We start from the raw sequence: 19,795 nt of genomic DNA on the forward strand, positions 1-19,795 counted from the left end.
TAATAGTGAACTTCCTAGTCATCGTAAAGAAGATCGTGATGAATTGTCAACTTTAAATCTGAAAATTGAGTCAATGAAGTGAAATGGACGAGACCTTGAAAATTCGGTATGATAGACTAGTTGCGAAAAAGATTGATCGGACTTTTGAATATATCGGTGAAAGGAACTACCATACATGACAAACATTCTACAAACGGAAGTCGAAAAGCGTCGGATTTTCGGCATCATTTCCCACCCGGATGCGGGTAAGACGACATTAACTGAAAAATTCCTCCTGCACGGAGGGGCAATCCGTGAGGCAGGTTCTGTCAAAGCACGGAAAAACTCGAAATTTGCGAAATCGGACTGGATGGAAATCGAAAAACAACGCGGAATCTCTGTTACGTCTTCGGTCATGCAATTCGAATACAACAAAAAGATTGTCTCGATCATGGATACACCGGGTCACTCGGACTTCGGTGAAGATACGTACCGGATCCTGACAGCGGTTGACTCAGCGATCATGGTCATCGATGCGGCGAAAGGGATCGAGTCGCAAACGAAGAAACTGTTCCAAGTCTGTCGGATGCGCGGAATTCCAATCTTTACGTTCATCAACAAGATGGACCGTCAAGCACGTGACCCACTCGAATTGATGGAAGAACTCGAAGAAGTCCTCGGTATCCCGTCGGTTGCTGTGACGTGGCCAGCAGGTTCAGGGCAACAGTTCGAAGGGGTCTATGACCGCGTCAAAGGACAATTCCATTGTTTCAAGAACGATCGTAAGTCGATCGAACTCGGTGAGGAAGGTCTCGCGAACGAAGAACTCGCGACGACAATCAACTCGGAAATGTATGAGACGTTGATGGATGAAGTCGACTTACTCGACGGCGCAGGTAACGAATACGATGAAGAATTGATCGCAAAAGGTGAACTGACGCCGGTCTTCTTCGGATCAGCACTCGTCGATTTCGGTGTCACACCACTTCTTGAACATTACTTGAACTTGTCTCCTTCACCGACACCACGCGAGTCGAACAAAGGGAAAGTCGAGCCGGCACAAGACTTCTTCAGCGGTTTCGTCTTCAAGATTCAAGCGAACATGAACCCGAACCACCGTGACCGGATTGCGTTCGTCCGGATTTGTACGGGTAAATTTGATCGTGGAATGGACGTCGTCCTGACACGGACAGGCAAGAAGATGAAGTTATCTCAATCGACACAATTCATGGCGGATGAGCGGGAAACGGTCAATGAAGCGTTCGCAGGAGACGTCATCGGATTGTACGATTCAGGCAACTATCAAATCGGTGATACGATCACGAACGGTGATCCATCATTGCAATATGAAGCACTCCCAACGTTCGCACCAGAACTCTTCTTGAAGGTCTACACGAAAAACGCCTTGAAGTCGAAACAGTTCCAAAAAGGTGTCGAACAGCTCGCGCAAGAAGGTGCGATCCAGGTCTACAAGACGGAATACAACGAAATCATCCTCGGAGCGATCGGACAACTCCAATTCGAAGTCTTCGAGCACCGGCTCAAAGGCGAGTATGGCGTTGACATCTTGAAGGATGCTGCGAACTTCCAAGTCGCGAAATGGATCAAGCCAGCTGAAGTCGCTGCCGTCAAACAATTGACGGATTCTCGGACGGTTCTCGTCTACGACCGTTGGGATAATGCCGTGTTGTTATTCGCGAATGATTTCGTCTACGAGCGATTCGTTCAGAAAAACGAAGGAACGATCACATTGGTCGATTCACCGCAACAACTCTAAGTTTTTGACGGATTACTTTTCGAAGTAGTCCGTTTTTTCGTTCCTGAAATCTCGTTTGATGGCAAGCGAACAAGGGTAAAAACAGAGCGAGTTTGAATTCATATGAAAAAGGAAGGTGTCATGTGATGGCGAAACGGTTTGTTGGAATCTATCAGGATCAATCGAGTTTGGAACGAAAAATCGAGGAATTGAAACAACAGGGGCATCATGATTCGGATTTTTCTGTCGTCGGTCGAGATGACGCGGCAGACGAAGCATCGGGTGCAAGTTGGATTGATCAGGTCAAATCAAAATTTTCTAAAGAACCACCGCTTCGCGAGACGTTAAAGCGTGTCGGACATTCAGACGATGAGGCAGAACGGCATTACGCAGAAGTCGAGCGTGGCGGTCTTGCATTGTTCGTCAAGGATCGAGATCACAACCACGACCACGACCATGAACACCATCATCACCATGACCACGATCATGATCATGACCATCGGCACGATGACAATAAAGTCGAAAATCCGGGGAACAATGCCTATGAATCCGATCACCGTGGGGACGGTGAGAAGAGCGACCGGGCGAAGTGGAAAGCGGACGATCTCGACTAATACCTAGAAGTGAAGGCGCCATATCGGTGATCTTCACTTTTTTCTCGCGTCCGGAGTCGCAAAGCGAGATGTGTGAGGAATCGAGGTGCTATACTGAGAGCATCGAAGAGGTGATAAGACATGAAAAAAATAGTGACAGCTTTAGCAGGAATTGGTCTTGCCAGTGCTTGGTTCATCAACCGATATCCAGTGTTCGGGAAACGACCAAGCCGTGCAGAGCAGCGGAGTTTCGAACGATCAGACCGTTTTGTCGACGGGAAGTTCAAAAATGAGATGGATTTCCAGTTGAAGATGGAATGGGACTCGATGAAAAGCATCTTAAAGGATTACGGACGAAACATTCCGAATCTGCGTCCTGTCAAAGCGTTACCGACGCTTCCGTATCAGCGACGTCAAGACGATAGTGAAACACCACGTGTCACATGGTTCGGACATTCGGCATTTTTACTCGAACTCGATGGACAAACGATTTTCTTTGACCCGATGCTCGGGCGCGCACCATCACCGTTCCCGAAACTGGGGGGAGGACGTTTTCAAACGACGCAGACCGTCGATCTCGAACGCTTGCCGTTGATCGATGTCGTCGTCTATTCGCACGACCATTATGATCACCTGGATTATCCATCCGTCCTCGCTTTGAAAAATCGAGTCGGTCGCTTCATCGTGCCACTCGGGGTCGGGAGTCGTCTCCGTGGATGGGGTGTCTCGGCGGAGCGAATCACGGAACTCGACTGGCATGAATCGACGCAAGTCGGTGGCATTAAGCTGACAGCGGCTCCGTCGCGCCATTATTCAGGGCGAAATGGTCTTGATCAATTTTCAACGCTGTGGGCGTCATGGGTCATTGAAGGCTCGCAAAAAGTTTTCTTTAGTGGTGATAGTGGGTATGGTCCACATTTTAAAGCGATTGGCGAACAGTATGGTCCGTTTGATTTAACGATGATGGAATGTGGGCAGTATGATGTCCGGTGGTCCAATTCGCACATGTTACCGGAACAAACAGTTCAAGCACATCGTGATGTCAAAGGTCGCGTCTTGATGCCGATTCACTGGTCTGCCTTCATCCTCGCGTTTCATGCCTGGTTCGAACCGGTCGAACGGTTGCTCAAGGAAGCAAAACGCGATGAGATTCCAGTTTTGACACCAATGATCGGGGAGAGTGTGACACCCGAGAGCACGACACGAAAATGGTGGCGTGAAGTGCGTTGAGTAAGATAGATTTTTGATTTTAATTGAATGAAATGAGAAAAAAGTAGCCTTTTCGAATCACATCGAAAAGGCTACTTTTTTAGGTGAATAAACAGACGCGATGTCATCATCCTCGACCCTTACAGGAAAGCAAGGATGATGACATCGTCCGGTAGTACAATCTCATTTAGCTCGCCAATCGATCCGCTTGTTTCGCGCGACGAGAACGTACTTTTTCGATGATCTCGAAACCGAGCACAAGCATCGTTCCGACGAGTAATCCGTTACTGAGGAACGGACGAAGCGTCAAAGGCAGGACTTCTGCGATGACGGTTGATTGTAACAAGATACTGATGCCGATGACGGCACTGATCGCAAACGCATGGCGGCGGCGACTGTTCTCCATGTTACTTTCAGCAGACTGCCAGGCAATCAGAAACATGTGCGGCAATGTCGCAAGCAACGCGGCACTCGCAACGCTACGCGGTAATGTCGCGATGATCCCGATCAAGCTTGGGAAGAAACCAATCAGTGCGATGACGAGCGAGGCAATCAAGAACGGACGACGTTTCCGGCTTCCTGTTTGCGCGATGAACCCGCTCGTGATCGGTAACGGCACCGGTACAAGCGTCGAGAAAGTAGCGGCGAGTAAATGAATGACGCCTTCGATGGATAACCCTTGGTGCAGACGTCCTTGTTTTTGAAGCGTCGCTTCGACGGCGCTTAAAGCAGCAATTAAATTGACGACGAGCAAGATCGCGAACGGAATCGCGACAAGAAACGCGCTGCCGTCAAACTGCGGCCATCCGAACGGTAACGCTTGCGGTGGTGCGAACAAACTAGACGACGCAGGAAGCGACGGACGGCTGACGAGCCAACCAACGATGATTCCGATCATCAAGGCAAACGGACGTAAGCGACTCGGTCCGAATTGGCTGAGTCCGAGCACGAGCAAGAACGTGATGATACCGGCAAGACGTGTTGCTTCGACGGCAAGAACGGCACCGAGCATGACGCCTGTCAATTGAATACATAATAAGAGCAAAAACGTTCCGCTGACGAGCGGTGTGAAGACGGGTAATAAGTATTTCGTCCATCCTGTCAAACCGAGGATGATGAGGACGACGCCGGCAATGACGACGGCTGCCATAGCAATCGTAAAGGCCGTTTTTGAATCGACTGGTAGTGCAGCGATGACGACGAAGATGCTGACCCATGATCCGGCAGGTCCCGATACGATCGGAAGCCGGTGGCCGAAGGCTCCATGTAGGAAACAGGCAATCCCGCCTACAAAGAACGACCGTTGGACAAGGGCAGCTGTCTCGACTGAAGAGAGGTCGAACAGACTGGCGACGACGATTGGTAAGGCGATCGTGTTCGCGAGTAAAAAGACGATCCACTGGAAGGTAGAAGTCGTTTGTTTCATGAAAAAGCTCCTTTCTTAAACTTCAGATATTCCTGCATCATAGCATATGATTGATGTTATGATTCATATATATTTATACATGAAAACATATGAAAGAGATGATGAATATGGATTTACGTCAGTACCGCTATTTTTGTGCGGTCGTCGAGGAACAATCCGTCACGCGGGCAGCGGAGCGCTTGCGGATGGCGCAACCTGCCTTGACGCAGCAAATTCGGCGAATGGAAGAAGAGCTAGGTGTTCGTCTGATTGAGCGGGCAGGGCGCGGGATTCGGATTACCTCGAGCGGCAACCGCTTATATGAACGAGCAGTTTCTTTGCTGCAGTTCGAGCAGGAGACACGGATGGAAGTGAGCGATATCGAAGCCGGGCGAACAGGGATTTTGCGAATTGGTGTCAACACCTTATCAGCCAGTCGGCTCGTCGAATGGATTGAACAGATGAAACGACGACATCCTGGCATTATCTTACAAGTCCACCAAGGAGAATCGAGTGCGCTCATCGAACGGTTGAAAGAGCGGTCGCTTGATGCAGCATTCGTCCGTCTGCCAATTGATGCGCAAGGGATCTCGATTGAATGGATGGAAGAAGAACCGTTTCATCAAGTCTGGCATCCGGATCACCCAACTGCGAACCTCATCATTCCGAGTCAAGAAGGACTCGGTGTCTTTCAGACGTTAAGTCAACGGCTCGGCGTCGTATCGCAAGAGACGTGTTCCGATGTCTTGACGCTGATCGGTCTTGTCCGCAGTGGACAGGCGGTGACTGTATTGCCGGAGAGTACGTTGCGGGAACTGGATATGACAGGACTGCACCAGACATACTTATCCGGTGCTGCAAGTACAACAGCCTTCGTCTGGTTGACGGAGACGGGACCGACGACACTGACAAAACAATTCATTGAAATCATGAAAGAAACAGCAGATTGATCAACAGACAGGAAAGAAAGGATAGATTGTATGAAAACGATTCAAGGCACGTATGGGGAAGCGAAGATTTTCACAGATAACGTCGACGACCTGACGATTAAGCAGGTCGCAGCTATGTTAGAGGAACAATTTGCGACAGACAGTCGTGTCCGGATCATGCCGGATTGCCATGCTGGAAAAGGGTCTGTCATCGGAACGACGATGCATGTGACGGACGAGGTCGTACCGAATCTCGTCGGGGTCGATATCGGTTGCGGCATGTTATGTACACGACTTGCTGAACAAGAACCAATCGATTATGCGAAACTTGACGCGACGATTCAGCGTCTCGTCCCAAGTGGCATGTCGGTACGCCAGCAAGCCCATCCATTATCAGAACAGATACCGTTTGATCAAGTGCTTGCACCGTTCAATGAGACACGGGCACGATTATCGATTGGTACGCTTGGTGGAGGGAATCATTTCATCGAACTGAACCAAGATGCAGCAGGACAGCGCTATCTCGTCATTCATTCTGGTAGTCGCAATCTTGGAAAAACGATTGCCGAACATTATCAAGCAGAGGCGGAAACGGCACGCTTCCAATTTGACGCTGACCAAGTCATCGCCGAATTAAAACAAAAAGGGCGCGCGTCGGAGATTCAAGCCACCTTACAGCAATTGAAGGAAAAACGGTCTACGTTTAACAAAGATTTAGCATCTGTTTCCGGCGAAGCGATGGAACGTTACCTCTATGATCTTAAAATCGCCCAACGATACGCGGCATTGAACCGTCAGGCGATGACCGAAGTTATTTTTGAAGCGATGGGGTGGACGATTGCGGATCAATTCGATACGATCCACAACTACATCGATCTTGACGCGATGATTCTACGAAAAGGTGCCATCTCTGCAAAAGCAGGCGAGCGGGCAATCATTCCGATGAACATGCGTGATGGTTCCTTGATCGTCGTCGGAAAAGGAAATCCCGATTGGAACTATTCGGCGCCACACGGAGCAGGACGCATCATGTCGCGGTCAAAAGCATTCAAAACGGTTGAACTGGATGCGTTCGAAAAGACGATGACTGATGTCTGGTCAAGTTCAGTCGTCGCATCGACGCGTGACGAGTCGCCGTTCGTCTACAAACCGATGGACGAAATCATCCGTAACACGAAAGAAACTGTCGATGTCGTCGAGATCATTAAACCGCTGTACAATTTTAAGGCGAAGTGATAGAAGGATATCAACAATGGGGGAGGATGTTCTATGAATTATAAGGGGACTATGTTGATTCTGTTTTCAAGTGTGTTTTTAATCGCTGGATGCACGGATGAGGCGGCTATGACGGAACAGAAAAAAGTAGAAGTCAAAACTACTACGCATACGAATCAAACGAAACACCCCATCTTAAATCCAGTTCAGTATGAAAAGCTGTTCAAGCATATGAATGAACACTTGAAGATGAATCAGTTTCAGTTGAAGGGAAGTACGATCGGTGCAGACTTCACGGCTGTCGACCAATCCTTGAGTTTTGGGAAAAGACGATGGTTAACGGTTGACGGAACGATTGACACGCCATCGACCCAGGAGACACTTTATTTTGAAAACCAAAAACAAGATACGCGGTTAGCGATTCATTTTGCGTATACGGATCGATACATAGGCAATGATTTGGTTCAGTATCAATCAAACGGTGATTACGGCGAGCTCCTTATCATCAGCTACAAAAATATCCTCATAACCGTGCAACACAATTCTATACAGAAAGTCGATCCTGAAACGACGCAGGAAGCAGCAAAACAGGTGATCCAGGAATTAAAAAACGTTCCCGTCTAAAACGAGAACGTAAAGAAGACAACTTTGATTTGATTAGACTGCACCATCCGGTAATGTCTCACCTGTCCGGCGAATCGTCGCTCCGAGTTCAGCGGCGATCGCATTGACAGCTTCTGAATCTTCGTTGACTTCACTGATCAAGATGACACCGTAATGGTCGGGATCAATCTGATTCAGCGTCCGGTTGAAAAGATCAAACGATTCCCGTTCATTCTTTTCATCCCGGTTCGCACCGATCAAATAACCAGCAACGGAACCGACGAGCATACCGAACGGACCTCCGACGACACCGATCGCCATGCCGATCAATGAGCCTTTGAAGGATTGGTCCTGTTGCGTGAAGTCGATGGCATCAATGAAAGAGAAGCCCTCTGCTTCGTCACGTTTTGCGAGAACCATCTGATCCATCTCGATTTCCTTGATTGCCTCGAGATCCTTAATCATCGCAAAGCCTGTTTTTGCTTTTTCTAAATCACTAAAAATGATTGTCGTAATAACGTGCGTTGCATCGCTTTTATATTTCGCCATAATAAACGCCTCCACAAGAATCGGATATCGTACTACACTTTTTAAGTACCCTGAACATTCTAAATGGAAACGCGAGACTGGAAATATGAGAAAAACAGGACAACAGAATAATTTTCTAATATCAGCAATAAGTAAAACTTATCGAAAGTCTTTTGTTCTTTCAAATTGTAACGGAATCCATATTATACTATGATAGAACTGTACAAGTAAGCGGTATCAGGGGCTTGATGTCGTGAACACTTAAAGGGGGAATCACCATGAAGCAAACAGATGTGTCGCAAGATGTCTTTGGCGCACGCCGTTCGTTTGAAGCAAACGGTAAGAATTATCAGTACTATAGTCTTGAAAAATTGGAAGAACTCGGATTGACGGAAGTCAAACGTCTTCCATACTCGATTCGTGTCCTACTCGAGTCAGTACTTCGTCAACAAGATGGTCGTTCGATCACACGTGAACACGTCGAGAACTTGGCGAAATGGGGAACAGCTCAAGTTTCGAACGATGTCGATGTTCCGTTCAAACCGTCACGCGTTATCCTTCAGGATTTCACAGGTGTTCCAACGGTCGTTGACCTCGCGTCACTTCGTAAAGCCATGCAAGATCTCGGTGGAGACCCATCGGTCATCAACCCAGAAGTACCAGTCGACCTCGTCGTTGACCACTCGGTTCAAGTCGATGCTTACGGTTTTGCTGGAGCACTTGCAGAAAACATGGATCTCGAATTCGAACGTAACGAAGAGCGTTACAAACTGCTTCGCTGGGCGACTTCGGCATTCGATAACTACCGTGCCGTACCACCCGCAACAGGGATCGTCCACCAAGTTAACCTCGAGTACTTGGCATCTGTCGTCCTTGAAAAGGAAACAGCAGACGGTACAGTTGATGTGTACCCGGATACACTCGTCGGAACAGACTCACACACGACGATGATCAACGGTCTCGGCGTCCTCGGTTGGGGAGTCGGTGGGATCGAAGCGGAAGCGGGCATGCTCGGACAGCCGTCATTCTTCCCAGTACCTGAAGTCATCGGTGTACGCATCACAGGTGAGATGCACCCAGGAACGACAGCAACAGACGTTGCCCTTCGTGTAACGGAAATGCTCCGTCAAGAGAACGTCGTCGGTAAGTTCGTCGAGTTCTTCGGTCCATCACTCCACTTGATGTCTCTTTCTGACCGGGCAACAATCGCGAACATGGCGCCAGAATACGGTGCAACATGTGGATTCTTCCCAGTCGACACAGAAACATTGACGTACCTTCGTCTGACAGGTCGCGATGAAGAATTGATCGAAAAAGTCGAGAACTACTCGAAAGCAAACGGTTTGTTCTACACGCCACAAAACGAAGATCCAACATTCACGAAAACAGTCGAACTTGATCTTTCAACGATCGTTCCTGCCCTTGCTGGACCAAAACGTCCACAAGACCGGATCGATTTAACGGATGTTCATACATCATTCAAAAAAGCGTTGACGGCTCCACAAGGAAACGCTGGATTCGGCTTAGCGGAAGAAGAAGCGAACAAAGTCGCTGTCGTTCAGTTCGAAGACGAAGCTGTTGAAATGCGTACGGGTGACGTTGCAATCGCTGCGATCACGAGCTGTACGAACACATCAAACCCATACGTCATGATCGGTGCGGGACTCGTCGCGAAAAAAGCGATCGAACTCGGTCTTTCGGTTCCAAAATACGTCAAGACATCACTTGCGCCAGGATCGAAGGTCGTTACGGATTACCTCGAGAAATCAGGACTCCAAACGTACCTTGACGAACTCGGCTTCAACACGGTCGGTTACGGCTGTACGACATGTATCGGGAACTCTGGTCCACTCGATCGCGCTGTCGAAGACGCGATCCTCGGTTCAGACTTACTCGTTTCGTCTGTCCTCTCCGGTAACCGTAACTTCGAAGGTCGTGTCCACCCGCTCGTCAAAGCGAACTACTTGGCTTCACCGCCACTCGTCGTCGCGTATGCACTTGCAGGAACAGTCGACGTCGATATCATGAACGCGTCACTCGGAACAGGCAAAGACGGACAAGAAGTCTTCTTCGCTGACATCTGGCCTTCACGTGATGAGATCCAAACGATCATCAACACGGTCGTCACACCAGAAAGCTTCCGTGCAGAATACGATTCAGTCTTCACAGGAAACGAACGTTGGAACAACCTTGATGTGCCAACAGGGGATCAGTACGACTTCGACGGTGAGTCGACGTACATCCAAAACCCACCGTTCTTCGAGAACTTGGCGAAGGAAGCTGGTCAAGTCGAAGCGCTCAACGGACTCCGTGTCTTCGGTAAGTTTGCTGATTCGGTTACGACGGACCACATCTCACCAGCGGGTTCATTCTCGAAAACGACACCAGCCGGTCAATACCTCGTCAACAAAGGGGTTGCACCAAAAGACTTCAACTCATACGGTTCACGTCGTGGTAACCACGAAATCATGATGCGCGGAACGTTCGCGAACATCCGCATCCGTAACCAAGTCGCACCAGGTACAGAAGGTGGCTTCACGACGTACTGGCCAACAGGCGAAACGATGGCGATGTACGATGCTGCGATGAAGTATAAAGAAGATGGCACAGGTCTCGTCATCCTCGCTGGTAAAGATTACGGAATGGGTTCTTCACGTGACTGGGCAGCAAAAGGAACGAACTTGCTCGGCGTCAAAGCCGTCATCGCGGAAAGCTTCGAGCGGATTCACCGTTCAAACCTCGTCATGATGGGTGTTCTTCCACTGCAATACGTGGCAGGCACGACAGCTGAAACACTTGGTTTAACAGGTGAAGAAGCGATCAGCATCGCAATCGATGAGTCTGTTCGTCCACGTGACATCGTTAAAGTCACAGCGACAGCGGCAGACGGAAAAGTCACTGAATTCGAAGCGATCGCTCGTTTCGACTCAGAAGTCGACATCGATTACTACCGTCACGGCGGGATCCTTCCAATGGTCCTTCGTGAGCGTCTCCAACAAGCATAAGTTGTCTAATCAAAGGTGGGGGAAACCCCACCTTTTTTTGACGAGAGGAGGAAAAAGGTGAACCGATTCAAGAAGTGGTTTCAACCGAAGGAAGACCAGCCGTTGCCGATGCGTGACGTGACGCTTGATGAAGTCAAACAAGCGACACATGCCTTTGAATCCGAACTACCGAAAGGGACGAATCGGACAGTGCTTCTAGATAATGAGCAACGCATTGACTTAAAGCAGCTGGAGCCGTATTTGAAAGCACGTTCGACACAAGTGTTTTACATGTCGCGTGAGACATTCACCATCATGGAGGCAAAAGACCGGGAACTCGTCTATGAGATGGATCATGTCCAGGTTGCCGTCGATCGCTATTTTGACCGGGTGAAGAAACTCCCGTTGAAACCGTATAGTAAGACGTTCCAAGTCGACTGCGCGATGTTGTTTCAGGATGGCTATTTACGTGAAATGCCGCATCATAGCTATTACTTGGTCGATGAGTCGATGATCGTCTCGCTGACGCCGAAGGAAGCATAAACGTAAGCAAGGGTGGACCGAATTGATTCGGTTCGCCTTTTTTTGTCGTCCTGACCGTTTTCTGATTTGTTCAAAAGTCTGACGAATTTAGTCAGAAATCGTGAAATCTCGGACAAACCCTTTGTATTCTCCTTATAAAACCGATACGATGATAAGGAATAGAGACTTGAGCTAGGAAGGTGTACATGGCATGACGAAACGAACGAGCACGTGGATTGCAGTAGCAATCGTGGCAATGGCGATCCTCCTTGCCTACAATTTTTATCTCTTGAACAAGACGCAGACCGCAAGCGATGAAAAAGCCGCGACGGTCAAACCGTTTTATACGATGACACGCATTCAATATGTTGAGAAGAAGCTCGCGACGAAAAAAGATGAACTTGAATCACGCACGTATGAAGTCGTCTTTAATGACAAAGGTCATTTCCGGACAGAAGTCGTAGACGGTCCGTCAAAAGGATCGCTTGCGATCTGGAACGGGACGATGTTCCGTGAGTATGATGCGACAGGGAAGTTAGTCAATGAGACGAAAGCGGGCAAAAGTGTCAGCGCGCCGCGCCCATTCCTCTCACGTGGCTTCAACGAACAGATCCTCGCCTTCATCAATAAAGGTGACTTCGGACAAGTCGAGGGAGAAGCGGACATCGCCGGAATGGCAGCAGACGTGTACGTGAAAAAAGAACCATCAAGCACGGTACCAGAAGACTGGATCAAACAATATCCATCAATCTTCGATAAAGAAAACAACCAGGAACAAGCAACGTATTATGTCGCTTCCGACCGTTCGAAAGTACTCGGTGCGGAGTCACGCAATAACGGTAAACTGTTCTACTCTGTCAAGATGAAGAGTTTTGAAACGATCGATACGTTCGATCCGGATTGGTTAAAAGCAAAATAAACAAGAAACGACCGGCGATGACGCTACGAAACGGTAGCGGACAAAGTCGGTTTTTTCGAGACGCAGGAGGTTCAACATGGAAGCATTCTCGAAAGAGGAGATGTTCAATCAAATCAAAGCGTGGGAAGAGGGCGCGAAGGTCGAGGAGGTGCTCGCCTTACGGTATGCTCAAAGTAGCCGGTTGCTTGGAGAGACGGAAGCACTCGTCCGGATATTGGCGTTACTCGTCGAACATCGCTATATCATGACGGGACGACTGGATGCCTTAGCTGAGAGTTGGATGCAAGAAATCCGTCAGCATGGTCGTTTGCCAGCCCGTCTTGAGCAGTTGTTGACGGAACAACAATTACAAAGTACGTATCAGCGCCTTGTTGCGCATACGTTTCCGACGATTCGCGAGACGGACAATGCGAACGCCAAACGATCAGCGACGAAAGAACTGATTCTCCAAGCAAGTCAAATCGTCGAGGAGACGGAACAAATCGTCGAACTGACGGAACGACTGCGTCGGTTGGATGCCGGACGCTGGACGGAACTGTTCGAGGCTGGAACGGCATTACTGCGTTCGAGTGCCACGCTTGAACAGACAGCACAGACATTCGTCGACAGCCTACAAGAGCGCTTCTATTCCCGGGAAGCATTCCGCGAGATGACGGAACTGAAAGCGACGACGATCCAGGATCTCAAACGTGTCGTCGCTTTGCTCCCTGTCGAAAGCAAACAAGTCGAACGCTCAGCACTCGAGGAACTCGACGCGATGATTGGTCTCGAAGACATCAAACAACGGGTCCATCATATGTATCGCTTCTTGAAGTATCAACAAAAACGATCGGAAGATGGTTACCGTTCGAGCGATCAACCATCGCTACACATGATTTTCATGGGAAACCCCGGAACCGGGAAAACGACCCTTGCCCGTCTGATGGCAAAAATCTATCACGAGCTCGGACTTCTCGAACGACCGGAAGTCGTCGAGACGGATCGTTCATCGCTTGTCGGTGCGTTCGTCGGTCAGACGGAAGAACAGGTCATGAGTAAAGTCCGCGAAGCCGTCGGAGGGGTGCTCTTCATCGATGAAGCCTATGCCTTAAAACGTGCCGGACAAAGTGGGAACGATTATGGTCAGGCAGCGATTGATACGCTCGTCGCAGCAATGACGAGTGGGGAATATGCAGGGCGATTTGCGGTCGTGCTTGCTGGATACCCAGAAGAGATGCGTGATTTCCTGAAGGCGAATCCTGGACTCCGGAGTCGTTTCCCGGAATCAAATCATTATCTACTCGCCGACTATACGGATCAGGAGCTGCTCGCCATCGGACGGTCGATCGCGACCGCGAACGATTACGTCTTGACGGAACAAGCAGAGCGGGCGTTGCTAGGTCGTCTGGAACGAGAACGGGTTGACGCCAGTTTCGGAAATGGACGCGCCGTCCGTAATATCGTTCTTGATGCGATCTTCAAAAAGGGATCAAGCCTTGGAGAGAGTGCCAGTCACGAAGACTTTGCCTTACTCGAACAAGAAGATTTCGAGATGGTACAAGAACCGGACGCAACCGTTGAGGAGCGGATTGCTTCGCTCGTCGGATTGTCTGATCTCAAAGATGAACTCAAACAGATTGAAGCTCTGTTGTCGATGCAAAAACGTCGCCGGGAAGCCGGTTATAAAGTCTTACCGGTCGAATTACATGCGGTCTTTAGCGGCAATAGCGGAACCGGAAAGACAACCGTCGCGCAGCTCTATGCCGATGTCTTACGACAATGCGGTTATTTAAAACGCGGACACTTGAAAGTCGTCAGCCGGGCGGATCTCGTCTCCGGTTACGTCGGACAAACGGCGCAAAAGACGCGAGACGCAATTCGCGACGCGCTGGGTGGTGTCTTATTCATCGATGAAGCGTATGCGTTAAACGGTGGAGCGAACGACTTTGGAAAGGAAGCGATTGATACGCTTGTGGATGAGATGACGAAACATCAAGACAATCTCGTCGTCGTCCTTGCGGGTTACGAGCAACAGATGAACGCTTTGCTTGCGAGTAACCCAGGATTGAAATCACGCTTCAAACGGTCATTCCACTTCCCAAATTATTCGCCAGACGAGTTGATTCAAATCATTGAAGGATACGCAGCGCGGTTCGGATACGAGCTGACGGAGGACGCACGATCGACGCTTACCGAGAAGATTGATGTCGTTCCGAACGGAAACGCACGAGCGGCGATCACAATCGTCGAACAGGCGATCGCGAAGCAGTCGATGCGATTAATTGACAAAGTTAGCTTATCCGGTTCAGAATGGTCCTATCTTGAAAAAGAGGATTTTTAAGGGGGAAGCTACATGCACACGATTGAAATACCTGTCCGGTACGCCGAGACGGACATGATGGGCATCGTCTATCATTCGAACTATCTCGTCTACCTGGAACTCGCACGGACAGAATTAATCCAGTCCTTAGGTCTTGATTACAAGGAGATGGAAGATGCGGGATATGTCTCCCCGGTCACGAATGTCAATCTCGATTACAAACGCTCGTTGACGTATGGTGATACAGCGGTCGTCACGGTCTGGATTGATCATTACGATGGATTACGGACAATTTATGGCTATACAGTCAAACATCCGGACGGGAAGCTTGCAGTATCTGCGAAGACGACACATGTCGTCGTCAAGAAGGAAAACTTCCGACCGATTCGCTTGCCGAAGGTATTCCCGAACTGGCACGAAATTTATGAGAAGATGAGTGAGACGGACGCAGCACTCTTAACGGAAGCGTGAAGAAATACATCACAGCGGGATCGATTTTTGAATCGGTTCCGCTTTTTTTCAGTCTGAACAGTAAAATTTAGCACTTGGTACTAACGACCGATGACAAAGTCAGGATCATTTGCGAAAATAAAGAAGCTGAAGTAAGGTAGGGACTTACTCTATCTGTCGGAAGTAGACTCGACGGATGGAACGATTAGCGGTAACATAGAGAAGCATAAAAAGAAGAGGGGTCTTACTCATGAAAAAAATCGTAACCGTCAGTACGTTAGCGCTTCTCCTTGCAGGATGTAATCCTGGGGATCAACAAGCGGATGATACAACGAAAACGGAACAGAAATCAGATGAGACAAAACAATCAAACGACGAAACGAAAAAAGAAGACACAGCAAAAGACACGAACAAAGAAGAAACAAACAAAACAGACGAAACAGCAAAAGACGATACGTCAGAAGAAGCAAAACAAGAAGACAATTCGTCTGATACGGCAACGCAAGAAGATCAAGAATCTTCAGATGAGACGAAAAAAGAAGAAGAACAAAAAGACGATACACCAGCTTCAGAGAACAAAACAGAAGACAAAAAAGACGAATCGACGGATAAACCGGATAGTTCATCTCAGGATCCAGAACAAGAGAAACCGTCGAAGCCAGAAGATGAGACACCAGATGTCGATAAATCAGCAGATGCCAAAGCAGATCTATCACTTGGTAATCTCGTCGTCGTCAATAAGAAATACGGCTTACCAATCGACTACAAACCATCGGATCTCGTCGTTCCAGACGTCAGCTTCTCATATTCGGGCGTGCTCGAGCAAAGCTACATGCGGGCGCCAGCTGCGAAACAGATGGAGAAGATGTTCGCCGCTGCTAAAAAAGAAGGCGTGACATTGAACGCTGTCAGCGGATTCCGTTCAGGCGAACGTCAAAAAGTATTGTATAATAATTATGTCGCACGTGATGGCAAGGCAGCTGCTGATCAATATTCAGCGCGCCCTGGTAACAGTGAGCACCAAACAGGTCTTGCTTTTGATATTTCGGCACCAAGTGTTGGTAACGGATTGACGGCTGCCCTTGGTGATACGAAAGAAGGAAAATGGATTGCGAATAACGCAGCAAAATATGGTTTCATCGTGCGCTACGATCGTGGCTTCCAATCACGGACAGGCTATACGTATGAGCCATGGCACATTCGTTATGTCGGTGTCGATGCCGCGACACAAATTAAAAATAACGGACAGACTCTTGAGGAATATATGAAAGTCGGTCACTAAGAGGTTGGAGGTTGACTATGATTGAAATCATAGGGATTTTAGTTCTTGGCTATCTGCTTGGTTCGATACCGTTTGCACTTCTTGTCGGGAAGTGGGGACATGGGATGGATATTCGCCAACATGGTAGCGGGAATCTCGGAACGACGAATACGTTCCGTGTCTTGGGAAAAAAGGCGGGAATCATCGTCTTGATCGGTGATTTCGGAAAAGGAGCCGTCGCAAGCCTCGTTCCCATCTTGATGGGAGCAGATATACATCCGTTGTTTGCTGGACTAGCAGCTGTCATCGGTCACATCTATCCGATCTTCGCGAAGTTTAAAGGCGGAAAGGCAGTTGCAACGTCCGGAGGGATGTTGCTCGTGACGAGCCCTGTTCTGTTCATCTTCCTGCTTGTCTCCTTTTTGACGACACTCCGTCTGAGCCGGATGGTGTCGCTCAGTTCAATCGTGGCGGCAAGTGTTGGAATCGTTGTTTCCATCACGATTGGCGTCTTGACGAACGACTGGATCGTTCCGACGTTCTTTACGGTTCTTGCCTTGTTCGTCATCTTCAAGCACCGTGAGAACATCCAACGGATTCGCCAAGGAACAGAGTCTAAGATTCCACTCTTTGCAAAGAAACCGTCTGAATGAGTCGTTAAGACGCATCTACATCTCGTTCATTGAGATGCGGATGCGTCTTTTGTTTGTGGAAAAAGTCGGATAACGGACGAATTCAACGACATTTCATAGGAACTACACGTTTATTTACATCGGATTTACAAGACCTTTACAGACGTTCGATACACTAGAACTAGAACTTGTCTGTGAAGGGGGAAGCGCACGTGTCGTTGTTAGGAGAAGAGCGGAAATCACGCATCATGGAATGGCTGGAAGAGGAAGGGAAAGTCATGACGAAGGATTTGATCGAACGTCTCGATGTCTCGGGAGAAACGGTACGACGCTACTTAGAGGAGCTAGAACGGGAACGTCAGCTAAAACGCGTGTATGGGGGAGCGATTTATCAAGGAGGAAAACGAGAGACACCGATCTCACGTCGGACGGATCAATTGTCTCGCCGTTTAGCGCGTTATGCGAAAGGATGGCTCAGCGATTATTCCTGTATCTTTCTTGGTCGAGGTGAGCCGGTCGAGCATCTGTTGCCGTATTTAACGGGGAACGCGACGATCGTCACGAACTCACTGATGGTCGCCAGTCACTTGGAGCAGTGCCGTAAGACGGGACCGTTCAAAGGTGAAATTCGATTACTCGGTGGGACAGTCGATGCTTACGGGCAGACGGTCGGAGTCGAAGTCTTGCAGGCGCTCGATGCTTACGCTTTTGATGCTTGTTTTCTATCGTTTGACGGTGCCGAAATCGAGCGTGGCTTCGTCAGCGATGATATTGAATCCTCACTGATTCAAAAAGCCGTCATCAGCTGTACGAAGGACGTCTATGCCTTTTTGGCAAATGATGAATTCCAAGGCAATCGTAAATATAAGGTGGCAGAGTTCCGCCGTGCGAAGATCGTTCTCAGTCCAGCCTCCTATCCACCATCGTGGGAGATGAAACTGTTCAACGAACGCGTGAACTGGATGGTCGTCTCATGATACACTGATGCGGGAGGGATGCATCATGTTAGAAATCATCGCATCGACCGTAGAAGAAGCGGTCGCAGCAGAACAAGCCGGAGCGGACCGGATCGAGCTCGTTTCCGCATTATCCGAAGGTGGGTTGACGCCGAGCTATGGACTGATTCGTCAAGTCGTCTCGACGGTCGAGATTCCAGTTCACGTCCTCGTGCGACCGCATAGTAAGTCGTTCGTCTATTCGAAATCAGACGAAGAGACGATCATCACGGATATCGACTTAATCCGTGAACTCGGTGCTGCCGGGATCGTCGTCGGCTCATTGACCGCAGACGGTCGTGTCGACGAAGGCTTCCTTGGTCGAATCATCAAACATAAAGGGGAACTGTCATTGACGTTCCACCGGGCGATCGACAGTAGTCGCGATATTCTCGAAGCGGCAGAAGTGCTCGCTGATTTTCCAGAAGTCGACCGGATCTTGACGTCGGGTGGTCAAGCGACGGCACTAGAAGGTAAAGAGACAATCGCGCGCTTGATCGAGGACCATCCGGACTTGATCATCTTACCAGGTTCCGGGATTACGCTTGAGAATGCGGAAACGCTTCTTGAAGCGACGAAGGCATCGGAACTACATGTGGGATCCGCGGTCTTACAAGACGGTATCATTCAAAAAGAACGTGTTGAAGCATTGACGCGACTTCTCGGCTAATCCTATACCGCACGAATCCATTTTTCGAATCCGATGAGATGAGAGAAATGGATTTTTTTGTATGTCTTCGTGACGGATTTTCGACGATTCCGTGACGCGCTTGAAAAGCAGAGCGGGATAACTAGGTTTTTCAACGGGACTACGCTAGAATCAAAGATGGAAATAGTGGAAATGAAGGAGTACGACATGATACCAAAACAATTAAAACAAGACGCCCTGGGTACACTAAAAGGACGCTGGCTGGTCGGGCTAAGCATCTCGATCATCTACTTCCTTATCTTTGCGCTTGCAGCGAGCCGGATGTCCTTTGACCAAGATGACATCGACAGCATGGTCCGTTTCATCGGACTGAACATGGTCGTAACGATCGTCCTTGCTCCGGTGACGGTCGGACGAACGATTGCTTACTTACGCTTCACACGCGGGGAGTCTGCCGGCATCGGAACGTTATTTGAAGGTTTCTCTTCGTTTCGACGTGCTTTCCGGACGATTGCCGCTTACGCGATCGTGACGGTATTGGTCTATGTCGGATCATTTTTGATTTTACCGGCATTGTACTTTTATCTAGCGTATCGCCTCGTTCCGTACATTTTGGTCGACCGACCGGAATTGTCGTTTTGGCAAGTACTCGGTGAGAGTCGTCGGATGATGAAAGGGCATAAGCGTGAACTGATCATGCTTTACCTGAGTTTCATCGGCTGGGGTATCCTCGCACTACTTAGTACTGTGGGGGTCATCTTCTTGACGCCGTATTTCGATACGACGATGGCACACTTCTATGAACGCTTGAAACCAACACGTCAATCATCCGTCGAGGGATGAACGAAAAAAGCCTGTACATTACGT

18 protein-coding genes are annotated in these 19,795 nt (G+C 48.9%); 16 read left to right on the forward strand and 2 right to left on the reverse strand.

From position 1 onward, the window contains the following. Window positions 1–175 precede the first annotated feature (175 nt). From K7G97_RS06015 to K7G97_RS06025, 3 genes are all read left to right on the forward strand, one after another. Entirely contained in the window at window positions 176–1,756 is a 1,581-nt protein-coding gene (locus K7G97_RS06015) for a peptide chain release factor 3 (protein WP_195865410.1), read from the forward strand. Between the two features lie 125 nt (window positions 1,757–1,881). Further along, window positions 1,882–2,349: a YflT domain-containing protein gene (locus K7G97_RS06020; RefSeq protein WP_223041605.1), complete on the forward strand. Its 468-nt coding sequence runs from the start codon at window positions 1,882–1,884 to the stop codon at window positions 2,347–2,349. 120 nt (window positions 2,350–2,469) lie between these two features. Beyond that, window positions 2,470–3,558 carry an MBL fold metallo-hydrolase gene (locus tag K7G97_RS06025; RefSeq protein WP_223041606.1) on the forward strand — a complete coding sequence of 363 codons (1,089 nt, stop codon included), beginning with the start codon at window positions 2,470–2,472 and terminating at the stop codon, window positions 3,556–3,558. Between the two features lie 166 nt (window positions 3,559–3,724). Here the strand turns inward: K7G97_RS06025 and K7G97_RS06030 are convergent, their stop codons facing one another. Beyond that, window positions 3,725–4,963, reverse strand: coding sequence for a purine/pyrimidine permease (locus tag K7G97_RS06030; protein ID WP_149427056.1), 1,239 nt, complete (start codon window positions 4,961–4,963; stop codon window positions 3,725–3,727). Between the two features lie 107 nt (window positions 4,964–5,070). Between K7G97_RS06030 and K7G97_RS06035 the strand changes: the two genes are divergently transcribed. The 3 genes from K7G97_RS06035 to K7G97_RS06045 are packed head-to-tail and all read left to right on the forward strand — an operon-like array spanning window position 5,071 to window position 7,710. Then, window positions 5,071–5,892 (forward strand): LysR family transcriptional regulator, encoded by an 822-nt coding sequence (locus K7G97_RS06035; protein ID WP_223041607.1) that lies wholly within the window; start codon window positions 5,071–5,073, stop codon window positions 5,890–5,892. Between the two features lie 30 nt (window positions 5,893–5,922). After that, on the forward strand, window positions 5,923–7,107 hold the full coding sequence (locus K7G97_RS06040; protein ID WP_223041608.1) for an RtcB family protein: 1,185 nt from the start codon (window positions 5,923–5,925) through the stop codon (window positions 7,105–7,107). A gap of 33 nt (window positions 7,108–7,140) precedes the next feature. After that, a complete protein-coding gene (locus K7G97_RS06045; protein WP_223041609.1) occupies window positions 7,141–7,710 on the forward strand; it encodes a hypothetical protein in 570 nt (189 codons plus the stop codon). A gap of 33 nt (window positions 7,711–7,743) precedes the next feature. Here the strand turns inward: K7G97_RS06045 and K7G97_RS06050 are convergent, their stop codons facing one another. Then, window positions 7,744–8,238, reverse strand: coding sequence for a hypothetical protein (locus K7G97_RS06050; protein ID WP_133208051.1), 495 nt, complete (start codon window positions 8,236–8,238; stop codon window positions 7,744–7,746). Window positions 8,239–8,495: 257 nt separating this feature from the next. Between K7G97_RS06050 and acnA the strand changes: the two genes are divergently transcribed. The 10 genes from acnA to K7G97_RS06100 all read left to right on the forward strand — a co-directional run bounded on the left by acnA (window position 8,496) and on the right by K7G97_RS06100 (window position 19,771). Next, window positions 8,496–11,222 carry an aconitate hydratase AcnA gene (acnA, locus tag K7G97_RS06055; protein ID WP_023467797.1) on the forward strand — a complete coding sequence of 909 codons (2,727 nt, stop codon included), beginning with the start codon at window positions 8,496–8,498 and terminating at the stop codon, window positions 11,220–11,222. A 57-nt stretch (window positions 11,223–11,279) separates the two neighbouring features. After that, on the forward strand, window positions 11,280–11,744 hold the full coding sequence (locus K7G97_RS06060; protein WP_023467798.1) for a DUF3939 domain-containing protein: 465 nt from the start codon (window positions 11,280–11,282) through the stop codon (window positions 11,742–11,744). Between the two features lie 190 nt (window positions 11,745–11,934). Continuing rightward, the gene (locus tag K7G97_RS06065) at window positions 11,935–12,642 is read left to right on the forward strand and encodes a hypothetical protein (protein WP_023467799.1); all 708 of its coding nucleotides are present in this window, start codon (window positions 11,935–11,937) and stop codon (window positions 12,640–12,642) included. Between the two features lie 76 nt (window positions 12,643–12,718). Next, window positions 12,719–14,962 carry an AAA family ATPase gene (locus tag K7G97_RS06070; RefSeq protein WP_223041610.1) on the forward strand — a complete coding sequence of 748 codons (2,244 nt, stop codon included), beginning with the start codon at window positions 12,719–12,721 and terminating at the stop codon, window positions 14,960–14,962. Window positions 14,963–14,974: 12 nt separating this feature from the next. Beyond that, the gene (locus K7G97_RS06075) at window positions 14,975–15,412 is read left to right on the forward strand and encodes an acyl-CoA thioesterase (protein ID WP_023467801.1); all 438 of its coding nucleotides are present in this window, start codon (window positions 14,975–14,977) and stop codon (window positions 15,410–15,412) included. Window positions 15,413–15,641: 229 nt separating this feature from the next. Further along, window positions 15,642–16,673: a M15 family metallopeptidase gene (locus tag K7G97_RS06080; protein ID WP_223041611.1), complete on the forward strand. Its 1,032-nt coding sequence runs from the start codon at window positions 15,642–15,644 to the stop codon at window positions 16,671–16,673. A 17-nt stretch (window positions 16,674–16,690) separates the two neighbouring features. Next, on the forward strand, window positions 16,691–17,305 hold the full coding sequence (plsY, locus tag K7G97_RS06085) for a glycerol-3-phosphate 1-O-acyltransferase PlsY (RefSeq protein WP_029341281.1): 615 nt from the start codon (window positions 16,691–16,693) through the stop codon (window positions 17,303–17,305). A 191-nt stretch (window positions 17,306–17,496) separates the two neighbouring features. Further along, window positions 17,497–18,261 (forward strand): DeoR/GlpR family DNA-binding transcription regulator, encoded by a 765-nt coding sequence (locus K7G97_RS06090; protein ID WP_023467804.1) that lies wholly within the window; start codon window positions 17,497–17,499, stop codon window positions 18,259–18,261. A 25-nt stretch (window positions 18,262–18,286) separates the two neighbouring features. Then, window positions 18,287–18,949 carry a copper homeostasis protein CutC gene (locus tag K7G97_RS06095; RefSeq protein ID WP_223041612.1) on the forward strand — a complete coding sequence of 221 codons (663 nt, stop codon included), beginning with the start codon at window positions 18,287–18,289 and terminating at the stop codon, window positions 18,947–18,949. Window positions 18,950–19,135: 186 nt separating this feature from the next. After that, window positions 19,136–19,771, forward strand: a complete 636-nt coding sequence (locus tag K7G97_RS06100) for a DUF975 family protein (RefSeq protein WP_023467806.1) — start codon at window positions 19,136–19,138, stop codon at window positions 19,769–19,771. The last annotated feature ends 24 nt before the right edge of the window (window positions 19,772–19,795 follow it).

Origin of the sequence: Exiguobacterium acetylicum, from assembly GCF_019890935.1 — a bacterium.
Lineage (GTDB): Bacteria > Bacillota > Bacilli > Exiguobacteriales > Exiguobacteriaceae > Exiguobacterium_A > Exiguobacterium_A abrahamii.

Coding starts and splice junctions, on each gene's coding strand:
- K7G97_RS06015 (WP_195865410.1), top strand. CDS start 176: ATGACAAACATTCTACAAACGGAAGTCGAAAAGCGTCGGATTTTCGGC.
- K7G97_RS06020 (WP_223041605.1), top strand. CDS start 1,882: ATGGCGAAACGGTTTGTTGGAATCTATCAGGATCAATCGAGTTTGGAA.
- K7G97_RS06025 (WP_223041606.1), top strand. CDS start 2,470: ATGAAAAAAATAGTGACAGCTTTAGCAGGAATTGGTCTTGCCAGTGCT.
- K7G97_RS06030 (WP_149427056.1), bottom strand. CDS start 4,963: ATGAAACAAACGACTTCTACCTTCCAGTGGATCGTCTTTTTACTCGCG.
- K7G97_RS06035 (WP_223041607.1), top strand. CDS start 5,071: ATGGATTTACGTCAGTACCGCTATTTTTGTGCGGTCGTCGAGGAACAA.
- K7G97_RS06040 (WP_223041608.1), top strand. CDS start 5,923: ATGAAAACGATTCAAGGCACGTATGGGGAAGCGAAGATTTTCACAGAT.
- K7G97_RS06045 (WP_223041609.1), top strand. CDS start 7,141: ATGAATTATAAGGGGACTATGTTGATTCTGTTTTCAAGTGTGTTTTTA.
- K7G97_RS06050 (WP_133208051.1), bottom strand. CDS start 8,238: ATGGCGAAATATAAAAGCGATGCAACGCACGTTATTACGACAATCATT.
- acnA (WP_023467797.1), top strand. CDS start 8,496: ATGAAGCAAACAGATGTGTCGCAAGATGTCTTTGGCGCACGCCGTTCG.
- K7G97_RS06065 (WP_023467799.1), top strand. CDS start 11,935: ATGACGAAACGAACGAGCACGTGGATTGCAGTAGCAATCGTGGCAATG.
- K7G97_RS06070 (WP_223041610.1), top strand. CDS start 12,719: ATGGAAGCATTCTCGAAAGAGGAGATGTTCAATCAAATCAAAGCGTGG.
- K7G97_RS06075 (WP_023467801.1), top strand. CDS start 14,975: ATGCACACGATTGAAATACCTGTCCGGTACGCCGAGACGGACATGATG.
- K7G97_RS06080 (WP_223041611.1), top strand. CDS start 15,642: ATGAAAAAAATCGTAACCGTCAGTACGTTAGCGCTTCTCCTTGCAGGA.
- plsY (WP_029341281.1), top strand. CDS start 16,691: ATGATTGAAATCATAGGGATTTTAGTTCTTGGCTATCTGCTTGGTTCG.
- K7G97_RS06095 (WP_223041612.1), top strand. CDS start 18,287: ATGTTAGAAATCATCGCATCGACCGTAGAAGAAGCGGTCGCAGCAGAA.
- K7G97_RS06100 (WP_023467806.1), top strand. CDS start 19,136: ATGATACCAAAACAATTAAAACAAGACGCCCTGGGTACACTAAAAGGA.